Consider the following 16,773-nt stretch of genomic DNA (forward strand, 5'->3'; position numbering starts at 1 on the left):
TTCTCCACGGGGTTTCGGCCGGCGCACGGAGCCTGGTGAGCAGGGCCCGGTGGGCGGCCGGTGCATCCGGGCCCCCGTTCCGCGCGGACGTCCGTAGGGTGGCGGCATGCAGACCACCGTCCTGTACTGCTCCGATCCGCTGAACGGGCGCCGTCCCGACGCCCACTTCGCCGAGGAGGCCCGCGCGGTGCGCGCCGCCGGAGGCGGCGTCGCGCTCATCGACCACGACGCGCTGCTCGCCGGGGACGCGGGCCGGGCCGCGGCCGGGGTGCCCGTCGGGGCGGGGGCGCTCTGGTACCGGGGCTGGATGATTCCGGCGGCCCGGTACGCCGCACTCGACGCGGCCCTGCGCGAGCGCGGCGGCGGACTCCGCGTCACCCCGGACGCGTACCGAAGCGCCCACGAACTCCCCGGCTGGTACGAGGCGTTCGCCGGACTGACCCCGCCCAGCCGCTGGCTGGCGACACCCCCGGGGAAGACCCCGGAGCCGGACCGGCTCGCGGACGCCGCCGCGGCCCTGCCGTCCCGCGCGGGCATCGTCAAGGACTACGTCAAGTCCCGCAAACACGAGTGGGCCGAGGCCTGCCACCTCCCCGACCTCGCGGACCGGGCCGCCGTCCACCGCGTGGTGAACCGGTTCGTGGAACTCCAGGGCGAGGACCTGGCCGGCGGGGTGGTGCTGCGCGCCTTCGAGACGTTCACGGCGACCGAGGGCGTGGCCACCGAGGTCCGCGTCTGGTGGCGCGACGGCGAACCCCGGCTGGTCACCGCCCACCCCGACAGCCCGTACGCCGAGGCGGCGGCGCCGGACCTCGGACCCGTGCGGGCCGCCGTCGCGGAGCTCGGCTGCGCCTTCGTCACCACGGACCTCGCCCTGCGCGCGGACGGAGTCTGGCGGGTCGTGGAGGTGGGTGACGGACAGGTGAGCGATCTGCACCGGGAAGCCGATCGCGCGGCGTTCGTCCGCCTCCTGACGGGCGGTTGAGCCCACGCGGACCGCAGGGGTGGATCTGGTACAACAGCGGACATGACGGGACTCGCTGGATTCGAGATCAACGGCGCGAGCGCCGCCGACATGGCGCTCCTCCGGGACTGGGCCGATGAGGAGGGCTGGAACCCCGGGGACTCCGACCGCTTCGCCTTCGCCGTCGCCGATCCGGGCGGATTCCTCGTCGGGCGGCTCCGCGGGGAGCCCGTCGCCTGCATCTCGGCCGTCCGGTACGGCGCCGGATTCGGCTTCATCGGCTTCTACATCGCCCGCCCCGACGTGCGCGGGCAGGGGTACGGGATCCGGTTGTGGAAGGCCGGGATGGAGCGGCTCGACGGGCGGCTCGTCGGGCTGGACGGGGTGGTCGAGCAGCAGCACAACTACCGCAAGTCCGGCTTCCGCTCGGCCTGGAACAACGTCCGTTACGAGGGGGCGCCGCAGGCGTCCGGGGACCTTCCGGAGGAGCCGGCGCCCGGGGTGCGGATCGTGGACGCGACCACCCTGCCCTTCGGGCAACTCGCCGCGTACGACCGGAGGTTCTTCCCCACGCCGCGCGACGCCTTCCTCGCCGCCTGGGTCGCGCTGCCCGGCCGCACCGCCCTCGCCGCCGTCCGGGACGGCCGGGTCGAGGGGCTCGCAGTGGTCCGGCCGAGCAGCGGCGCCTCGCGCGTCGGCCCGCTCTACGCCGCCGACCCGGCCGTCGCGGCCGCCCTCCTGCTCCGGCTCGCGGAACGGACCCCCGACGGCAAGGTCGCCGTGGACGTGCCGGACGCCCATCCGCGAGCCGCCGCCCTGCTGGGCGGACTGGGCCTGACCCCGACGTTCGAGACCGCCCGGATGTACACCGGCCAGGAACCGGACCTCGACCTGACCGGCATCTACGGGGTCACGAGCCTGGAGCTGGGCTGAACTCAGATGGCGAAGGCCGTGCCGGTGCTGTTCCACAGCGCGCACGGGTTCGCGTAGGTGTAGGCGTAGCTCATCCGGCGGCCCTGCCACACGCCTTCGGCGGTGACGGTCAGCGGGCTCCACTCCCGGGTACACGCCGCGTCGGGGCGCGGCTCGGCGAGTGCGTCCAGGTCGGGGGCGTGGGCCTGTAACTCGGCGCAGGCGGCTTCCGGGTCCGGGTGGGTTCCGCCGGGCCGGGGCGCGCAGACCAGGGTGACCGCGCGCAGCACCGTACCGCTCACCGCGTCCTCGCCGTCGGTGACGCTCAGGACGAGCGCGGACGGGGCGTACAGGCTTTCGCCGCCGGCGGGCGCGGCTCCGGCGGCGCCCGAGCCGGCCAGGGCGGTGAGGGCGGTGAGCCCCATGGCGGCGGACGACAGTCCCAGGGTCCTGGTGACGGATCGCATGTCGAACACTCCTCGCGTCGTTGCGTCGGATAACGGACGCGAGTCTTGCCCATGCGGAACCGGAACGCCCGTTCGCACCTCTACTTCTCGTCACGCAGTGCGCACGCATGACCGCAGACCGCAGCGGTCCGGGGCGGCTGACCTGTGGGGGAGCGGCCGGCGGAATCGGCCCGAACCGCCCGGGTCAGCTCGCGGCGAGCCGGGGGGCGTACGTGTCGAGGAGGCGGGTCCGGGTCTGGTGCAGCCGCAGCGCCAGGACCCGCCCGACCCAGTGGCCGAGGGCGGACCCGAAGGCCGGATCGGCGTCCATGAGCATCCGTACGGTCGTGGCGTCGAACTCGTACGCGCGGACCGGCGTCATGGCCTCGGCGCCCAGCTGCCACACGAACGGCGGGAACAGCCACGACCAGCCGACCAGTTCTCCCGGGCCCAGGCTCTCGATGGGCGTGGGCCGGCGACCCGGAACCGGGATCTCCAGGGTCACCGTGCCGGACCGCACGATCCAGAAGGAATCCGCCCGGTTGCCCTCGTCGAAGATCCGCGCGCCCTCGGGGAAATTGACCTCACGGGCGTGGGACATCAGCCGTCCGCGGTGCTCGGTCGACAGGACGGCAGCGATCCGGATGGGGGAAGGTGTGCTCACGACGGCCTCCGATCGGGACCCCCCGCTCCCCAGTGTCGCTGACGCCGGGCCGAATCCGGGGTGTCCGCCCCCGGTGGATTGTCCGATTTTCGGCGACGCAAACCCTGAGGTGCTCCCCGGCTACTCTGCGGTCACTCCTCGGCACCGGCCTCCAGGCAGGCCAGCTCCATGGCGTCGAGCACGGCCTCGTGGCTGCGCCCGCTCAGTTCGGAGACGTTCTCGATCTGTGCCGTCGCCCAAGCCGCCAGGGTCATCACCAGCACGCGGAGCCCGTCGGTTCCGTACTCGGCGAGGACCTCGTCGGCGGTGTTCATCGCCTCCTCGGGCACCTGCTCCGGTGGTTCCAGCCCGGCCAGGCCGCGGAGCAGGGTCAGGGTGCGGCGGGAGATCTCGGGGGTCATCCTGGCCAGTCGCGTGTCTTCTTCGTCGCTCATCCCGCTCCGCCCCTCCGGTACCGCGCCCGCGCCCGCGTACGTCCCCGGGCGTGCGCTTCTGCCCGTGCCTGTGCCGTCCCCCCAGGGCACCGTAGAGGGGCGCGGGCCCGGGTGGGGCGGCAATCGCCGGAACGGGCCCGGCGTCCCATGTTCCGGACGGGCGGGTCGGTGCGATTTGGCATCCGATGGGTCAAGTGCGGTGAAAGGGGCCGGGGTTCCCTCCGGGCGCCCGTGGGTACGGCCGTGGACGTCCGTACGATAGCTTCCGGCCATTCCGTTTTTCACGGTCCGTCATTCCGCATTCCATATCGAACTGGGGGGTTCATGCGTAGATCCAGAGGGCTGGCAGCCGCTCTCACCCTGGCCCTGGCCGGCACCTGCACGGCCATGGGCCTCGGCCTCGTCGAAGAGGCCGCGGCCATCACGCCGCCGGTGGCCTTCACCGCCGACGAACTGCCTACCTGGCAGGTCAACGGTGTCGTCTGGGCCCTCGCCGAGGCGGGCGACCAGGTCTTCGTCGGCGGTACCTTCTCGGCGGTGCGCCCGCCGGACGGCGCCGCCGGAACCGAGCAGGAGGCGGTGAACTTCGCGACGCTCGACGCCGCGACGGGCGCCCCGACCTCCTGCAAGCTGTCCTTCACCGTGGGTTCCGGTACCGCCACCGTCCGCGCGCTCGTCCTCTCGCCGGACAAGTCGACCCTGTACGCCGGCGGCTATTTCGGCGCCGTCAACGGCACCGCGGTGTCCAGCATCGCCGCCATCGACGTGGCGAGCTGCACCGTGAAGACCGACTTCCGGCCCGCCTTCGCGGCCACCGTCCGGGCCCTCGCCGTCACCGGCGACACCGTGTACGCGGGCGGCGACTTCCTCACCGTCGCGGGCCAGCCCCGCGAGCGGTTCGCCGCCGTGAACGCGGCCGACGGCACGCTGAAGCCGTTCACCGCGAACGCCGACGAGCCGGGCCGCGCCGTCGAGGTCACCCCGGACGGCTCGCACGTGGTCCTGGGCGGTGACTTCTTCACCGTGGGCGGTACGAACAGCCACGCCCTCGCCGTCGTCGACGCGACGAGCGGCGCCGTCACCAAGGCCTACCCGGGGTTCATCGAGACCAACTCGGTGGTCAAGGACATCGCCACCGACGCGACCGGCTTCTACACCGGCAACGAGGGGACGGGCGGAGGCGTCTTCGACGGCCGGATCGCCCTGAACCTGAGCGACTTCGGCCAGCGCTGGCGCGACACCTGCCTCGGGGCGACCCAGGCCGTGCTCCCGTACCAGGACGTGCTCTACAGCGCCTCGCACGCGCACGACTGCTCCGGCATCGGCGAGTTCCCGGACGGGCAGCGCCACCACCTGCTCGCGCAGCCGACCGCCTCGACCGGCAAGCTGGGCTGGGCACCCGACACCAACGACGGCATCGGCGAGGGCATCGGCCCGCGCGCGATGGCGGTCGGTTCCAAGGGCGGAGTCCAGTACCTCTGGGTCGGCGGCGAGTTCACCACCGTCAACGGTGCGGCGCAGCAGAGCCTGACGCGCTTCGCCTCCACCGGGGACACGGGCGCGCCCAGCGTCCCGGTGACGAGCGCCGTGAGCTTCAAGCCCGGTGAGGCGCAGGTGCGCTGGCGCACCAGCCTCGACCTGGACGACAGCAGGCTCACGTACAAGGTCTACCGCAACGGTTCGGCCACTCCGATCGCCACGGTCGAGGCGGACTCGCTGTTCTTCCGCCGTCCGCAGGCCTCCTGGACCGACACCACCGTCACCGCGGGGCAGTCCTACACCTACCGGGTGACCGCCACCGACGCGGCCGGCAATGCCAGCGCCCTGTCGGCGACGGCGAGCGTGACGGTGCCCACCTCGGCCGACGCGTACCCCAGCGCGGTCCGCACGGACGGTGCCCAGCTGTTCTGGCGCTACGACGAGTCGGCCCTGCCCTTCGTCGCGGACTCCGCGGACGGCAACCAGAGCGGTGTGCACCTGAACGCCCCCGCCCTGCGCCAGACGCCCGGTGCGGTCACGGGCGCGAGCACGGCCATCGGCTTCAACGGCACGGACACCCAGGTGTACGGGGACCGCCGCCAGAACGTCGGCTCCACCTACAGCATCGAGACCTGGTTCAAGACGAACACCACCACGGGCGGAAAGCTCATCGGGTTCGGCAACAACCAGGCCCGCGGCAGCAGTCAGTACGACAAGCACATCTACATGACCAATGACGGCCGGCTCGTCTACGGCGTCTACAGCGGCGGGACCCACACCGTCACGACCGCAGCCGCGTACAACGACAACCAGTGGCACCACGTCGTCGCGACCCAGGGTCCGGGCGGCATGACCCTGTACGTGGACGGCGCCCAGAAGGGCACGCTGGGCTTCACCGCGCACGAGAACTTCGCCGGTTACTGGCACGTGGGCGGCGACAGCCTCGGCGGCTGGCCGGACCGTCCGGTCAGCGAGTACTGGGCGGGCCAGCTGGACGAGACCGCCGTCTACCCGACGGTCCTGAGCGCGGCCCAGGTGCAGAACCACCACACCCTGGCCTCCGCCCCGGCCGACTCGGTCGTGGAGGTCCAGGCCGCGGAGGACACCTACGCCAACGCGGGCGCCCCGAGCACCAATTACGGGACGTCCGGCTCGCTCGCGGTCCGCGGAACCTCGTTCTACGCGAGCTACCTGCGGTTCAACCTGCCCGCCGCCCCCGCCGGCACGGTGCTCAAGTCGGCCGTGCTGAGCGTGAAGACCAGCACCATGGCCGGCGCCGGTACGACGGACACGGTGTCCGTGCTCCCGGTCACCGGCTCCTGGACGGAGGCCGGAACCACGTACGCCAACCGCCCGGCCCTCGGCAGCCCGGCGCTCGGCAGCTTCGCGGGCGTCCCGGACGGCTCGGCCGTCCAGACGACCGGCCTGGACAAGGCCACCGTCGCCGGAGCGCTCGGCAGTGCCTACGGCCTGGCGCTGAGCAGCGCCGGGACGGACGCCCTGTGGCTGTGGTCCTCGGAGGCCGCGGCCAACGAGGGCGGCCCGAAGCTGACGCTCACCTTCGGCGCGCCGTAGCGGGACCTGTTCCTACGTGCGGCGGCCGGTGCGGATACTTCGCCCGGCCGCCGTCGCGGTTCGAGACGCCCCCCGCTCAGTCCCGGCCGGCGTGGTGGACGTGCGCCAGGATCTGCCGGAGCAGGGCGGCGACGTGCGCGTCGTGGAGTTCGTAGATCACGCTGCGCCCGTCGCGGCGGCCGGTCACCAGGTCGAGGTGACGCAGGAGCCGCAGATGGTTCGAGACGGTGGGCTGGCCGAGGTCGAGTGCCTCGGCCAGCTCGCCGACCGAGCAGGGGGCGTCCAGCAGGCGGGCGAGGATGCGGATCCGGGCCGGGGAGGCCAGGCCCTGCAGGACCTCGGCCACGGCGGCGGCGTCCGGTTCGGTGAGCGGTTCCGGTTGCATGCCGGTCACTTTAGATCAGTACATCAGGATCTCTCCAGGTTCATATATTTCAACATGCTGATATGTTGATGTCATGACTGAAGCCGAGAACGCGACCACGAGCGGTGGTGCGACCACCCACCGCCACGGATTCCTGGGCGAGCGCGCGGAGCTGGTCAGCGCCCTGCTCGCCCTCACCGTCTACCTCACGGGCCTGACCCTCCAGCTCACCGGCCACGGAGGCCCCGTACCGCAGGCCCTCTTCATCGCGGCGTACGCCTTCGGCGGGTTCTTCACCCTCCGCGAGGCCCTCCTCGCCGTACGCGGCGGCCGCTTCCAGGTCGACTTCCTCATGCTCGTCGCCGCGGCCGGCGCGGCCGCGATCGGGCGCTGGGAGGAGGGCGCCGTCCTGCTCGTCCTGTTCAGCCTCGGCCACGCCCTGGAGGGCTACGCCATGGGCCGGGCCCGCCGCTCCATCGAAGCGCTCGGCGCGCTGGCCCCGAGTACCGCCCTGGTGCGCCGGGACGCGGGGCCGCCGGTGGAGGTCCCCGTCGAGGAGCTGGCCGTCGGGGACACCGTCGTCGTCCGCCCCCACACCCGGGTCCCGGCCGACGGCTTCGTCGCCGCCGGCACCGGCAGCGTCGACCAGTCGCCCATCACCGGCGAGAGCGTCCCCGCGGACAAGGTCCCCGTCGCCGACCGGGCCGCCGCCCTCGCCGACCCCGGCGCGGCCGCCGGTCCGGAGAGCCGCGTCTACGCCGGCACGGTCAACGGATCCGGCGCCCTCGACATCGCCGTCACCCGTCTCGCCGGGGAGAACACCCTGGCCAGGGTCGTCAAGCTGGTGCAGGACGCCGAGGAGCGCACCTCGCCGACCCAGCGGTTCACCGAGCGGTTCACGAAGTTCTTCGTACCGGGCGTCCTCGTACTCGTCGCCGTACTGCTCGCCGCCGGGGCGCTCACCGGCGAGCCCTTCGCCGACACCTTCTACCGCGCCATGGCCGTCCTCGTCGCCGCCAGCCCCTGCGCCCTGGCCATCGCCACCCCGGCCGCCGTACTCAGCGCCGTGGGCCGGGCGGCGCGCGGGGGAGTCCTGGTCAAGGGCGGGGCGCCGCTGGAGGAGTTCGGCCGGCTGCGGACCATCGCCTTCGACAAGACCGGCACCCTGACCGAGGGCCGGCCCCGCCTCACCGAGATCGAGCCCGTCCACGCCGCCGGGCGCGAGGAGCTGCTGCGCACCGCCGTCGCCGCGCAGCGCCTCAGCGACCACCCCCTCGCACAGGCCGTGGTCCGCGACGGTGCGGGACTCGTGCGGACGGCCGCCGATTCCGAGGCCGGGAACCTGCGCGCCCTCGTCGGCCTCGGGATCGTCGCCGAGCTCGACGGGGAGGCCGTCCACATCGGCAGCCTCGCCTACGCGGACACCCTCGCGGGCCCGCCCGTACCGGCCCGGCTCCGCGCCCGTACGGAGGAACTCGCCCGGACCGGCCGCACGACCATGCTGGTCCGCCGGGGTGACCGCTGGCTCGGCACGCTCGGCCTGATGGACGCCCCGCGCCCCGAGGCCGCCGCAGCGGTGGCCGCCCTGCGCGGGCTCGGCGTGCAGCGGACCGTGATGCTGTCCGGCGACGACCAGCGGGTGGCCGACGCGGTGGGCCGCGCGGTCGGCGTGGAGGAGGTCCGGGGCGGCCTGCTGCCCGAGGACAAGGTCGCCGAGGTGACCCGGCTGCGCCGCACGGCCCGTACGGCCATGATCGGCGACGGCGTGAACGACGCCCCGGCCATGGCCGGCGCCACCGTCGGCGTGGCGATGGGCGCGGCCGGCTCGGCCGTGGCGCTGGAGACGGCGGACATCGCCCTGATGTCCGACGACCTGCGCCGGCTCCCCTTCATCACCGGCCTCAGCCGCCGCGCGAGCCGCATCATCCGCCAGAACCTCTGGCTGAGCCTCGGCATCGTCGCGGTGCTCGTCCCGGCCACCGCCCTGGGCCTCGGCATCGGCCCGGCGGTCCTGGTCCACGAGGGTTCCACCCTCGTGGTCGTCGCCAACGCGCTGCGCTTGCTGCGCTACGCCGACTGAGCCGTGGCCGGGACCGCCGCTGCACCTGCGGCCGCGTCCGTGAACGCGTAGTCGAAGGCGTACTCCACCGAGGTGTCGCCGTAGCGGTGGGCGAAGGAGCCGGAGCCGCCGAGGCCGGTCAGGCCGTCGGTGCCCGAGCCGGGGACCACGGTGAAGGTGCAGTGGGTGCCGGTGGCGTCGAAGGTGCCGCGTTCCTCCAGGACGAAGGCGCCTTCGCGGCCGTCGACGGTGCCGGTGACCAGCTCCATGCCGGTGAAGGTGCCGGTGCTGTCCCCCGTGTAGGCCACGGTGTAGGCGCAGGTGGTCGCGGGGGCGGTGAGGGCGCCGGTGAAGGCGTTGGTGACCGTGGCACGGGCCAGGCGGGGGAAGACGCCTTCCGGGCCGACGGGGTGCTCCTCCCAGTCCTTGAAGGTGAAACCGTTGGGCGTGGGCGTGGGCGTGGGCGCGGATGCGGGCGTGGGCACGGGGGCCTCCTGGTGCGGGCGGATCGGTGTTCGGCGGGCTGTCGGCCCGTCTGCGCACAGCCTGGTCCGTGTACCTGACATCTCCTGTCAGGTATGCCGGACAATGACCGCATGCGCGCCGACCGGCTCCTCTCCCTCCTCCTGCTGCTCCAGAACCGCGGCCGGATGACCGCCCCCGACCTCGCCGCCGAGCTGGAGGTCTCCGTCCGCACCGTGTACCGGGACGTCGAGGCGCTCGGAGCCTCGGGGATCCCCATCCACGCGGACCGCGGGCCGGCCGGCGGATTCCGCCTCGTCGACGGTTACCGGACCCGGCTCACCGGCCTCACCGACGTCCAGGCCGGATCCCTGTTCCTCGCCGGCGCCCCCGGCCCCGCCCGGGACCTCGGCCTCGGCGCGGACCTCACCGCCGCGCAGCTGAAACTCGAGGCCGCCCTCCCCGCCGAACTCGCCGACCGGGCCCGCCGGATCCAGCAGCGCTTCCACCTCGACGCGCCCGCCTGGTTCCGGGACGCCGACCCCGTACCGCACCTCGCGCAGATCGCCGAGGCGGTGTGGGAGCAGCGGATCCTGAAGACCCACTACCGCCGCTGGAGCGGAGCCGTCCACCGGGCGCTGTGGCCGCTCGGACTCGTCCTCAAGGGCGGCATCTGGTACCTGGTCGCCCGGGCCGCGGCGGACGGGGCGGACGGGGCGGACGAGGCCGAGGGCGCCGTGCGGACCTACCGGGTGGGGCGGTTCCTCGCCGTGGACACCCGGGGCGAGCGCTTCGAACGCCCCGAGGGGTTCGAACTCGCCGCCTACTGGGAGGAGTCCGCCCGCCGCCTGGAGGCGGCCACGCGCCGACAGACCGCCTTCGTACGGCTCTCCCCGCACGCCCGGCGCCTGCTGCCGATGTGGTTCGGGGCGGCGGGCGTCCGCGCCCTCGCCACCGCGGGGCCGCCGGACGCGGACGGCTGGGTGGGCGTGGAACTCGCCGTCGAGTCCGGTTCCGTGGCCGTCGGCGACCTGCTCCGCCTCGGCGCGGAGGCCGAGGTGCTCGGACCGCCGGAGCTGCGCCGGGCCCTCGCGGACACGGTGGCCGAGCTGGCCGGGCGCTACAGGTGAGAACCTGCGAGAACCGGCGATGGCCGGCGAGCGCTGGTGGGAAACCGGTTGCGCCCGGCCGGTGGCCCGACGAAGATCCACGGCATGACGACGATGCGAAAGGGCGTTCTGCGCCCGGGGCTTTGAGCCCCCGACCGCCGGGTCCCGAGGGCCCGGCCGACTGTGTGGATGCCTGGCTGGACGAGGCCGGGCAGGACCGTACCGGCGATGCCTACGGGGCGGCCCGCTCCGCGGTCTTCGCCGCCGTACGCCGTGACGGCGACGGCCCCGAGGCGAGGCGGCTCGCCTCCCTTGCCTCCGGCGCGCGGGGCGACGTACGGCTGTGGGTGCTCCGGCTGCTCGCCGACCTGGCATCCGGCGCCGAGGACCGTACGGCCGCGGCCCGGACCGCGCTGCCCCTGCTGGACGACCCCGACCCGCCCGTGCGGCGGGCGGCCGCCTGGCTGTTCGCCGAGGCGGACCGGGCGGGGGCCGAGCAGCTCCTGACCGCCCCGGTGGACCATCCCGGCGCACCGGACCCCGTGGCCCGCCTCGCGCTGGCCGAGGCCCTGCTCGTACGGGACGGGGACGGCCTCGCGGAGCGGCTGCGCACCGACGCCGATCCTGCGGTCAGACTGCGCGCCACCCCGGCTCCCGAGGGCGAAGCCGTCCTCGAGGACCTCGACGTCGCCGGGACGCGGATCGGCGGCCCCGGCAGCCGGGTGACCTGGCGGATCGGCACCGTGTGGGGGATGAAGGCGCGCAGCTCCGTGGACGAGAGCACCTGCTACGCGTGGATCGCCCGGCTCGCGGTCCGGCCGACGGAGGCGGCCCGCCTCGCGGCCGTGGACCTGGCGGCGGAGGCGATGCGCCACTGGCGGGCCGCCCCGGCGGCCCTCGTACCGCACCTGCGGCCGCTGCTGGCGGACCCCTCGGCGGGGCCCGCGGCCGCACGCGTGCTCGGGGCCTCGCTGGAGGCCGCCCGGCTGTGCCGGGAGGAACTGGCGGAGCCCGGCGCGGGCCGGGCGGAGACGGCCACGTTGGCGCTCGCCCGGATCGGGGACGTACGGGCCCTCCCGGAGCTCTGCCGGATCGTCCGCGCGGGATCGTCCGGGTGGCGGTCCGCGGAAGCCGCCAAGGGCCTGGCCGGTGTACCCGGCGCGGACCTCGCTCCGCTCGTGGCGGCGGCCGTGGCGGCCCTGGACCTGCCCGGGTCCGAGGAAGCGCAACGGGCGCTCGCCGTTCTGAGCGCGTGCGGAGCGGCCGCGGCCCCTGCCGTGCCCGCGCTGGTCCGGATGCTGGCAGGGCTGCCGGCCGACGGTCCGCGCAACCAACGGGAGCGCCGCCTGGCGGGCAGCCTGATCGCGACGCTCGGAGCCATCGGCCCGGCGGCGGCACCCGCCCTGCCCCTCCTCGACGCGATCCCCGAGAACGGTCCCGGCACCCGCGCCGGGCACACCGCCATGGCCCGGATCCGGATCTCCGGGGACCGCCGCCGGGCGGAGGAGACGCTCGCCGGACTGGGGGACCGGCCGCGCGACATCGCCCTGGCGGCCCGGATCCTGGAGTGGCTGGCCGACCACGGCGGACTGGAGCCCCACCACGTGGCCCGGCTCCGCGAGAACGCCGCCGACGCGGAGCGCGCGCACCCGCGACTCCTCGCCACCTTGTGGCTGCACGCCAGTGACGAGCCGACGGGCCCGCCGCTCGACGCCCTCCTGGACCACGTGGCGCGCGATGGCTTCGGCCCGTACGTCTGCCGAGTCCTGGCAGCCCTGGGCCCCGCCGCAGCACCGGCCCTTCCCGCCCTGCGGGCGGCGGCGGAGCACAGCGTCCGCATCCCGATGTACCTCGGTGACCGCGACGAGGAGATGCGCGAGGACGAACGCCTGGCAGAAGCGGTCCACAACACCCTGCACCGGATCACCGAGCCCCGACCGGCAGGCCCGGACACCGGAGACGAGACGGCTTCGGCCTCGGTGCTCAGACCTTGAGCCGGACATGGCCGATGGGTGCACTGGTGCAGGGCAGCCGGGTCACGGTCGTCCGTGACCCGGTCTGGGACGGGCCTTGGCAGGTCGAGTTCGCTGGAACGGTCGACGCGATGTGTGCACCCGAACCCAACGAGCACGCCCGGGCATTCGAGGGTGAGCTGCTGTACTGGGTCACCTTCGACACACCGCAGTACGACAGCGGCGGGGACGGCCCCTATCGCAAGGCCCAGATCTGGGGTCGCTACCTGAGGGCCGACCCGGAGCCCGAGGCGTAGACCTCCCGCAGGTCACGCGGCTGCGCTCGCTGCGTGCGGGCCGACCAAGCACGGCGGTGTGGTCGTCTTCGGTGACCGGGCCGCGTGGGCCGGCCCCGGGCGTGCGCTCGGCTCGAAGAACCGACAGCTGGCCGCCCGCTGTGACGGCGGCCATGTCCTCGCCACCGGCGAGACTGAAGGATGGTGGTCATGATGGCCCCATGACACTGGGGCCATCGAGCGATGACGCTGTCGAAGCAGGCTGGCAAAAGGTCCGCGCGGACGGACGCGTGCGCCCGGAGCTGCTGGACGCGGCGTACGCCGAACCGGGCCTGCGACAGCTTTTCCCCTGGACCGGCATGGGCGAGCTGCACTTCAGCCGCTGCACCGAACAACGGTGGACGTGGGACATCCCCTACATCCAGCCTGCAGCCGACGGACATTACTGGGTGTCGGGTCCTCTCCGTTCGCAGGCCGTGGGGCCTGCGGAGACGGTCTCACAAGCCATCGCCATGGTTGTGGAGCGCCTTCCGGTCGGCTGTGGGCCGGCCTTTCTCGGGACTTCGGACGAACTCGCGGTCCACGAGGCGATGCAAGAGCGGTTCGATGGTTGAACGGCACGCTTGGGGCGTGTCTTCCGGATCAGGCCGGGCCCGCGGTGTCCGGTGTCGTGCGGGCCTTGGCCGCCGCCCCGGGGCGGGGGACGCCGTCCACCGCGAGGCAGATGCCGAAGACGCGGTCGTGGCCGGTCCAGCCGTTGATGCGGCCCCGGTTGTTGGAGATCTGGACCCGGCGGCGCGGAGGGTCCACGGCCGTGACGAGGTGGAGGTACACCGTGCCGGACACCCGGGCCAGCACGATGTCGCCGGGTTCCAGCAGCGTGGGGTCCGTCGGGGCGACCTGGACGCGTTGCCGGCTGTGGACGAGCGGGACCATGGACGTGCCGGTGGGCCGGAATTCCACCGTTGCGCCCGCGCGGACGCGGTCTGCCTGGACGTCGAGCATTCCCATCCGGTGAGTGTCCCCCGGCGGGGGCCCCGCGGGTACCGGATTTCGGCGGTGGCCTCAGGGAGCGGGCGGTGGTTCGACCTCCAGGAAGCGGCGGCGGCGGGGGCCGCGGTACAGCAGGCAGACCCAGCCGAGGCGTTCGAGGGCGGCCGCGCAGGCCGTGAGGCGGTCCTGTTCCTCCTCAGCAGCGCCGCCGCCCGGCGGGCCGAGCCAGGTCACCTCGACGCGGCCCTCCCCGGAGGCTGCGGAGCCCACGCGGTACCCGGTCCGGGTGCGCGGTCCGCCCGGGTCCTGCGCCGACGGCGGGATGCCCGCCGCCTCCAGTGCGAGAGCCACCGCGCGCGGCATCAGCCGGAGCTCCCACGGGGCGGGAACTCCGGCGCCGGACGGGCCGTTGACGAGCCGGCGGATCTGCAGCAGGCCCTCGTAGGCGGTACGGAGCTCCGCCGCCCGCCCCGCTTCGGAGGGCGCGGGGCCGTCGCCGCTCGCCGGTTCGAAGCCCTGCCCGGGTGTGTTCACGTACGGCTGTCCCCTCGACCGATTCCGATCCGGTCTCTCGTCGTGTCCGCTTCTGAGTACCTCACACCCAACGGCCTGAGTATCCGGGCCGATTCCCGGGGCGGCCCCCGCTGATCGAATGGGGGCATGACCTCCGAGACCGTCACCAGCGCCGCCACCGCCACCGCGCCCGCCGCGAACCGCCCGCGGATGCAGCAGCACGTGACCACCGCCGGCTCCGCGCTCGCCGTGGCCCTGGTCCCGCTCGTGGTCGGGGTCCTGGTGGCCAAGGGGCTCGCCGCGGACCCGCACGCGCCGGTCAACGCCCTGATCACCGGCGGCGGCCAGCGCGCCGGTCTGCCGCGGGCGGAGTGGCGCCGCCGCGGGCACGCCACGATGCGTCGGCTGCGCACGGTCCGGCGCGGAGCCGTGCGCGGAACGGTACGGGGCGCGGCACGGGGTCGTGCCTACGTGACGGGCGGCCGCCCGGCGGGTCGCTGAGCCCGCAGCCATGCCTCGGCGGCCTTCGGGGAGCGCAGCCGCACCACCCGCAGCGGAACGAACCGGGCGTCGTCGGCCAGCCCGCCGATCTCCGCACGCCGGGCCCCGTACTGGGACCAGGCCCACCACGCGGGGTGGTCGGCGTGCAGCCACTCCCGCCACCGCTCCCGGTTGCCGCCGAACAGCCGCTCCCGCAGCAGGCTCCGGCGCAGCGAGCGCACCAGGACCCGGCGCATGACGGTACGGCGCGGCTGGTCCAGCCACACCACGGTGTCGGCCCGCCGCCACAGCAGCTCGCGCGCGGCCTCGGGCCCGTGGGAGTCGAGGATCCACCGGTCGCCCTCCCCGATCCGCTCCAGGTCCGCGACGTAGGACGGGCTGACGGCCCACCCCGGCCCGGAGAAGTGCAGCTCGTCCATCTCGTGGTACGGCAGGGCGAGCAGCCGTCCCAACTCCCGGGCCAGGGTGGACTTGCCGGCTCCGCTGATGCCGACCACGAGTACGCGTTGCATCAGCGGAGCCTAACCGGGGGCGCGGTCCGTCAGGCGCCGAGGGGCTCCTGCAGTTCGGTGACCCACTGGTTGCGGTCCTCCGGGCAGGCCAGCGACACCTCGCGGGCGTAGCCGGAGGAGCGCTCCCCGTTCGCGTCGATCCACTGGGCCAGGGCCTGCGCGGTCGGCAGGACGGAGTCCATCGAACCCCGGTGTACGACCGTGGCCGCCCGCTCGACGGCGGGCAGCACGACGATGCGTACGTCGCCTCCGAGGTCCTCGGCCCGGACGCCCGGCGCCACCGCCACCCCTGCGTGGACCAGGACGGCACCGGGACGGGACGCGTCACCGGCGTCCTCGTAGTACGCCACGCCCGGGTCGGTCAGCGTGACGCCGGCGGCCTCGACACGGCTCAGCAGCTCGTCGTAGAGCGGGCCGATGACCGGGCCGATGTCCTGCCCGTCGTAGCTGGCAGCGACCCCGCTCAACTCGGCGAGGCGGACGGGCGGAAGGCTCTTCACGACGATGTCGATGGAAGACATGGTTCCCTCGTTCTCGATGATCCGGAGCCTCGTCTCGACCTGGGTCAGCCGGGCCGCCGCAGCGGCCATGGCCGATTCCAGTTCCGCCTGCCGCAGCCGCAGCATGCCGCGCAGCTCCTCCGCGCTCACCAGCTCGTCGAGTATCGACCCCACCTGTTCCAGGCTGAAGCCGAGCTCTTTGAGCGCGATGACACGGTTGAGGCGGGCGAGCTGCCCGGCCTCGTAGTAGCGGTAGCCGCTGGCGGGGTCGACACGGGCCGGGTGCAGCAGTCCGAGGGCGTCGTAGTGACGCAGCATGCGGACCGATACCCGGCCGTGCTTGGCGAAGTCTCCGATGGTGAACATGACGCCTTCCAGTGCAGGCCCTGACACGGTGTGAGAGTCAAGCGCGCCCAGAATATGCGGCATGTGAAGCCATCGGGCCAGGTCAGCGGCCGGCTTGGCGGATGCAGAGATCCACGATGGAAGGCGGCAGGGCACCGTCCGCAGCCGCGCACAGCTCGTCCGTACGGGGCAGCGGCGGTACGGGGTTGCGTGCGGGGCGGTCGGGGTGGGCGGCGGTCTTCTTGGGCGGGTGCGCGCGGCGCGGCGCGGCCGGTTTCGTGCGTCGTTCGGCCACCGGGCGCGGGGCCTCGACGGCACGCCGGACGGGTGCGTGCCCGGCGGCCCGGTCGGCGCCGTCATCGTCGGCGCCGGCCCCCGCCGGGAGTGCGCCGAGGGGCAGCGCCTCGGCGGGGAGCCCGACCGCACCGGCCGCGGGGGACGCGTCGGCCGGCCCGCTCAGATCCGGCGCATCGGCGGGCGGTACGGGGTCGCGCGCGGGCACGTCGGACACCCCCGGGCCGCCGACGGACACGCAGCCGGCGCTCGCGAGGAGGGCGACGAGGGAGAGGGGCAGGACCCGGCGTAACTGCATCGGACCACCATGCCGCACCCGCGGGCGGGCCGGTTCCCGCGCTCGTGCGCGGGGGTGGGGCGGGGACGGCCGAGCGGACCGGGAAGGGCGCCGTGGGGGCT

At 74.1% G+C, this 16,773-nt stretch carries 19 protein-coding genes; 9 read left to right on the forward strand and 10 right to left on the reverse strand.

Going from position 1 to position 16,773, the window contains the following annotated elements; all coding sequences use genetic code 11:
• Positions 1-106: 106 nt before the first annotated feature.
• Together ACFRU2_RS07275 and ACFRU2_RS07280 are read left to right on the forward strand one after the other, a co-directional pair.
• Positions 107-985 (forward strand): ATP-grasp domain-containing protein, encoded by an 879-nt coding sequence (locus ACFRU2_RS07275; RefSeq protein WP_382968729.1) that lies wholly within the window; start codon positions 107-109, stop codon positions 983-985.
• Between the two features lie 42 nt (positions 986-1,027).
• Positions 1,028-1,897 carry a GNAT family N-acetyltransferase gene (locus ACFRU2_RS07280; protein WP_382968732.1) on the forward strand — a complete coding sequence of 290 codons (870 nt, stop codon included), beginning with the start codon at positions 1,028-1,030 and terminating at the stop codon, positions 1,895-1,897.
• Between the two features lie 2 nt (positions 1,898-1,899).
• Here ACFRU2_RS07280 and ACFRU2_RS07285 read toward each other — a convergent pair whose 3' ends face one another.
• From ACFRU2_RS07285 to ACFRU2_RS07295, 3 genes are all read right to left on the reverse strand, one after another.
• Positions 1,900-2,343 carry a subtilase-type protease inhibitor gene (locus tag ACFRU2_RS07285; RefSeq protein WP_382968734.1) on the reverse strand — a complete coding sequence of 148 codons (444 nt, stop codon included), beginning with the start codon at positions 2,341-2,343 and terminating at the stop codon, positions 1,900-1,902.
• 184 nt (positions 2,344-2,527) lie between these two features.
• Positions 2,528-2,986, reverse strand: a complete 459-nt coding sequence (locus tag ACFRU2_RS07290; protein WP_382968737.1) for a Crp/Fnr family transcriptional regulator — start codon at positions 2,984-2,986, stop codon at positions 2,528-2,530.
• A 131-nt stretch (positions 2,987-3,117) separates the two neighbouring features.
• Positions 3,118-3,420 carry a hypothetical protein gene (locus tag ACFRU2_RS07295; RefSeq protein ID WP_250739249.1) on the reverse strand — a complete coding sequence of 101 codons (303 nt, stop codon included), beginning with the start codon at positions 3,418-3,420 and terminating at the stop codon, positions 3,118-3,120.
• A gap of 324 nt (positions 3,421-3,744) precedes the next feature.
• Between ACFRU2_RS07295 and ACFRU2_RS07300 the strand changes: the two genes are divergently transcribed.
• Positions 3,745-6,474 carry a DNRLRE domain-containing protein gene (locus tag ACFRU2_RS07300; RefSeq protein ID WP_382968740.1) on the forward strand — a complete coding sequence of 910 codons (2,730 nt, stop codon included), beginning with the start codon at positions 3,745-3,747 and terminating at the stop codon, positions 6,472-6,474.
• A 76-nt stretch (positions 6,475-6,550) separates the two neighbouring features.
• Here ACFRU2_RS07300 and ACFRU2_RS07305 read toward each other — a convergent pair whose 3' ends face one another.
• Complete coding sequence (locus ACFRU2_RS07305) at positions 6,551-6,859, reverse strand: ArsR/SmtB family transcription factor (protein ID WP_382968743.1); 309 nt, start codon at positions 6,857-6,859, stop codon at positions 6,551-6,553.
• A gap of 73 nt (positions 6,860-6,932) precedes the next feature.
• Between ACFRU2_RS07305 and ACFRU2_RS07310 the strand changes: the two genes are divergently transcribed.
• Complete coding sequence (locus ACFRU2_RS07310; protein WP_382968746.1) at positions 6,933-8,918, forward strand: heavy metal translocating P-type ATPase; 1,986 nt, start codon at positions 6,933-6,935, stop codon at positions 8,916-8,918.
• Here the strand turns inward: ACFRU2_RS07310 and ACFRU2_RS07315 are convergent.
• The gene (locus ACFRU2_RS07315) at positions 8,906-9,382 is read right to left on the reverse strand and encodes a DUF3224 domain-containing protein (protein ID WP_382968749.1); all 477 of its coding nucleotides are present in this window, start codon (positions 9,380-9,382) and stop codon (positions 8,906-8,908) included. The two genes, ACFRU2_RS07310 and ACFRU2_RS07315, sit on opposite strands and share 13 nt — an antisense overlap.
• A gap of 111 nt (positions 9,383-9,493) precedes the next feature.
• Between ACFRU2_RS07315 and ACFRU2_RS07320 the strand changes: the two genes are divergently transcribed.
• The 4 genes from ACFRU2_RS07320 (at position 9,494) to ACFRU2_RS07335 (ending at position 13,330) form a co-directional block, all read left to right on the forward strand.
• On the forward strand, positions 9,494-10,489 hold the full coding sequence (locus ACFRU2_RS07320; RefSeq protein WP_382968751.1) for a helix-turn-helix transcriptional regulator: 996 nt from the start codon (positions 9,494-9,496) through the stop codon (positions 10,487-10,489).
• A gap of 164 nt (positions 10,490-10,653) precedes the next feature.
• A complete protein-coding gene (locus ACFRU2_RS07325) occupies positions 10,654-12,462 on the forward strand; it encodes a hypothetical protein (RefSeq protein ID WP_382968754.1) in 1,809 nt (602 codons plus the stop codon).
• Between the two features lie 14 nt (positions 12,463-12,476).
• Positions 12,477-12,737 carry a ferrous iron transport protein A gene (locus ACFRU2_RS07330; protein ID WP_382968757.1) on the forward strand — a complete coding sequence of 87 codons (261 nt, stop codon included), beginning with the start codon at positions 12,477-12,479 and terminating at the stop codon, positions 12,735-12,737.
• Positions 12,738-12,937: 200 nt separating this feature from the next.
• Complete coding sequence (locus tag ACFRU2_RS07335; RefSeq protein ID WP_382968759.1) at positions 12,938-13,330, forward strand: DUF6193 family natural product biosynthesis protein; 393 nt, start codon at positions 12,938-12,940, stop codon at positions 13,328-13,330.
• 28 nt (positions 13,331-13,358) lie between these two features.
• On the opposite strand, the gene ACFRU2_RS07340 is transcribed toward ACFRU2_RS07335, so the two are convergent.
• The gene (locus ACFRU2_RS07340; RefSeq protein ID WP_382968762.1) at positions 13,359-13,727 is read right to left on the reverse strand and encodes a S26 family signal peptidase; all 369 of its coding nucleotides are present in this window, start codon (positions 13,725-13,727) and stop codon (positions 13,359-13,361) included.
• A 54-nt stretch (positions 13,728-13,781) separates the two neighbouring features.
• On the reverse strand, positions 13,782-14,243 hold the full coding sequence (locus ACFRU2_RS07345; RefSeq protein WP_382968764.1) for a hypothetical protein: 462 nt from the start codon (positions 14,241-14,243) through the stop codon (positions 13,782-13,784).
• Positions 14,244-14,369: 126 nt separating this feature from the next.
• On the opposite strand from ACFRU2_RS07345, the gene ACFRU2_RS07350 reads away from it, so the two are divergent.
• A complete protein-coding gene (locus tag ACFRU2_RS07350; RefSeq protein WP_382968767.1) occupies positions 14,370-14,723 on the forward strand; it encodes a hypothetical protein in 354 nt (117 codons plus the stop codon).
• Here ACFRU2_RS07350 and ACFRU2_RS07355 read toward each other — a convergent pair.
• The 3 genes from ACFRU2_RS07355 to ACFRU2_RS07365 all read right to left on the reverse strand — a co-directional run bounded on the left by ACFRU2_RS07355 (position 14,690) and on the right by ACFRU2_RS07365 (position 16,672).
• Positions 14,690-15,235, reverse strand: a complete 546-nt coding sequence (locus ACFRU2_RS07355; RefSeq protein WP_382968770.1) for an adenylate kinase — start codon at positions 15,233-15,235, stop codon at positions 14,690-14,692. The two genes, ACFRU2_RS07350 and ACFRU2_RS07355, sit on opposite strands and share 34 nt — an antisense overlap.
• Before the next feature lie 29 nt (positions 15,236-15,264).
• Positions 15,265-16,101, reverse strand: a complete 837-nt coding sequence (locus ACFRU2_RS07360; protein ID WP_382968772.1) for a MerR family transcriptional regulator — start codon at positions 16,099-16,101, stop codon at positions 15,265-15,267.
• Positions 16,102-16,183: 82 nt separating this feature from the next.
• Positions 16,184-16,672 carry a hypothetical protein gene (locus ACFRU2_RS07365; protein ID WP_382968775.1) on the reverse strand — a complete coding sequence of 163 codons (489 nt, stop codon included), beginning with the start codon at positions 16,670-16,672 and terminating at the stop codon, positions 16,184-16,186.
• Positions 16,673-16,773 lie beyond the last annotated feature (101 nt).

This window comes from Streptomyces sp. NPDC056883, assembly GCF_042788835.1.
Taxonomy (GTDB): Bacteria; Actinomycetota; Actinomycetes; order Streptomycetales; family Streptomycetaceae; genus Streptomyces; species Streptomyces stoeckheimensis.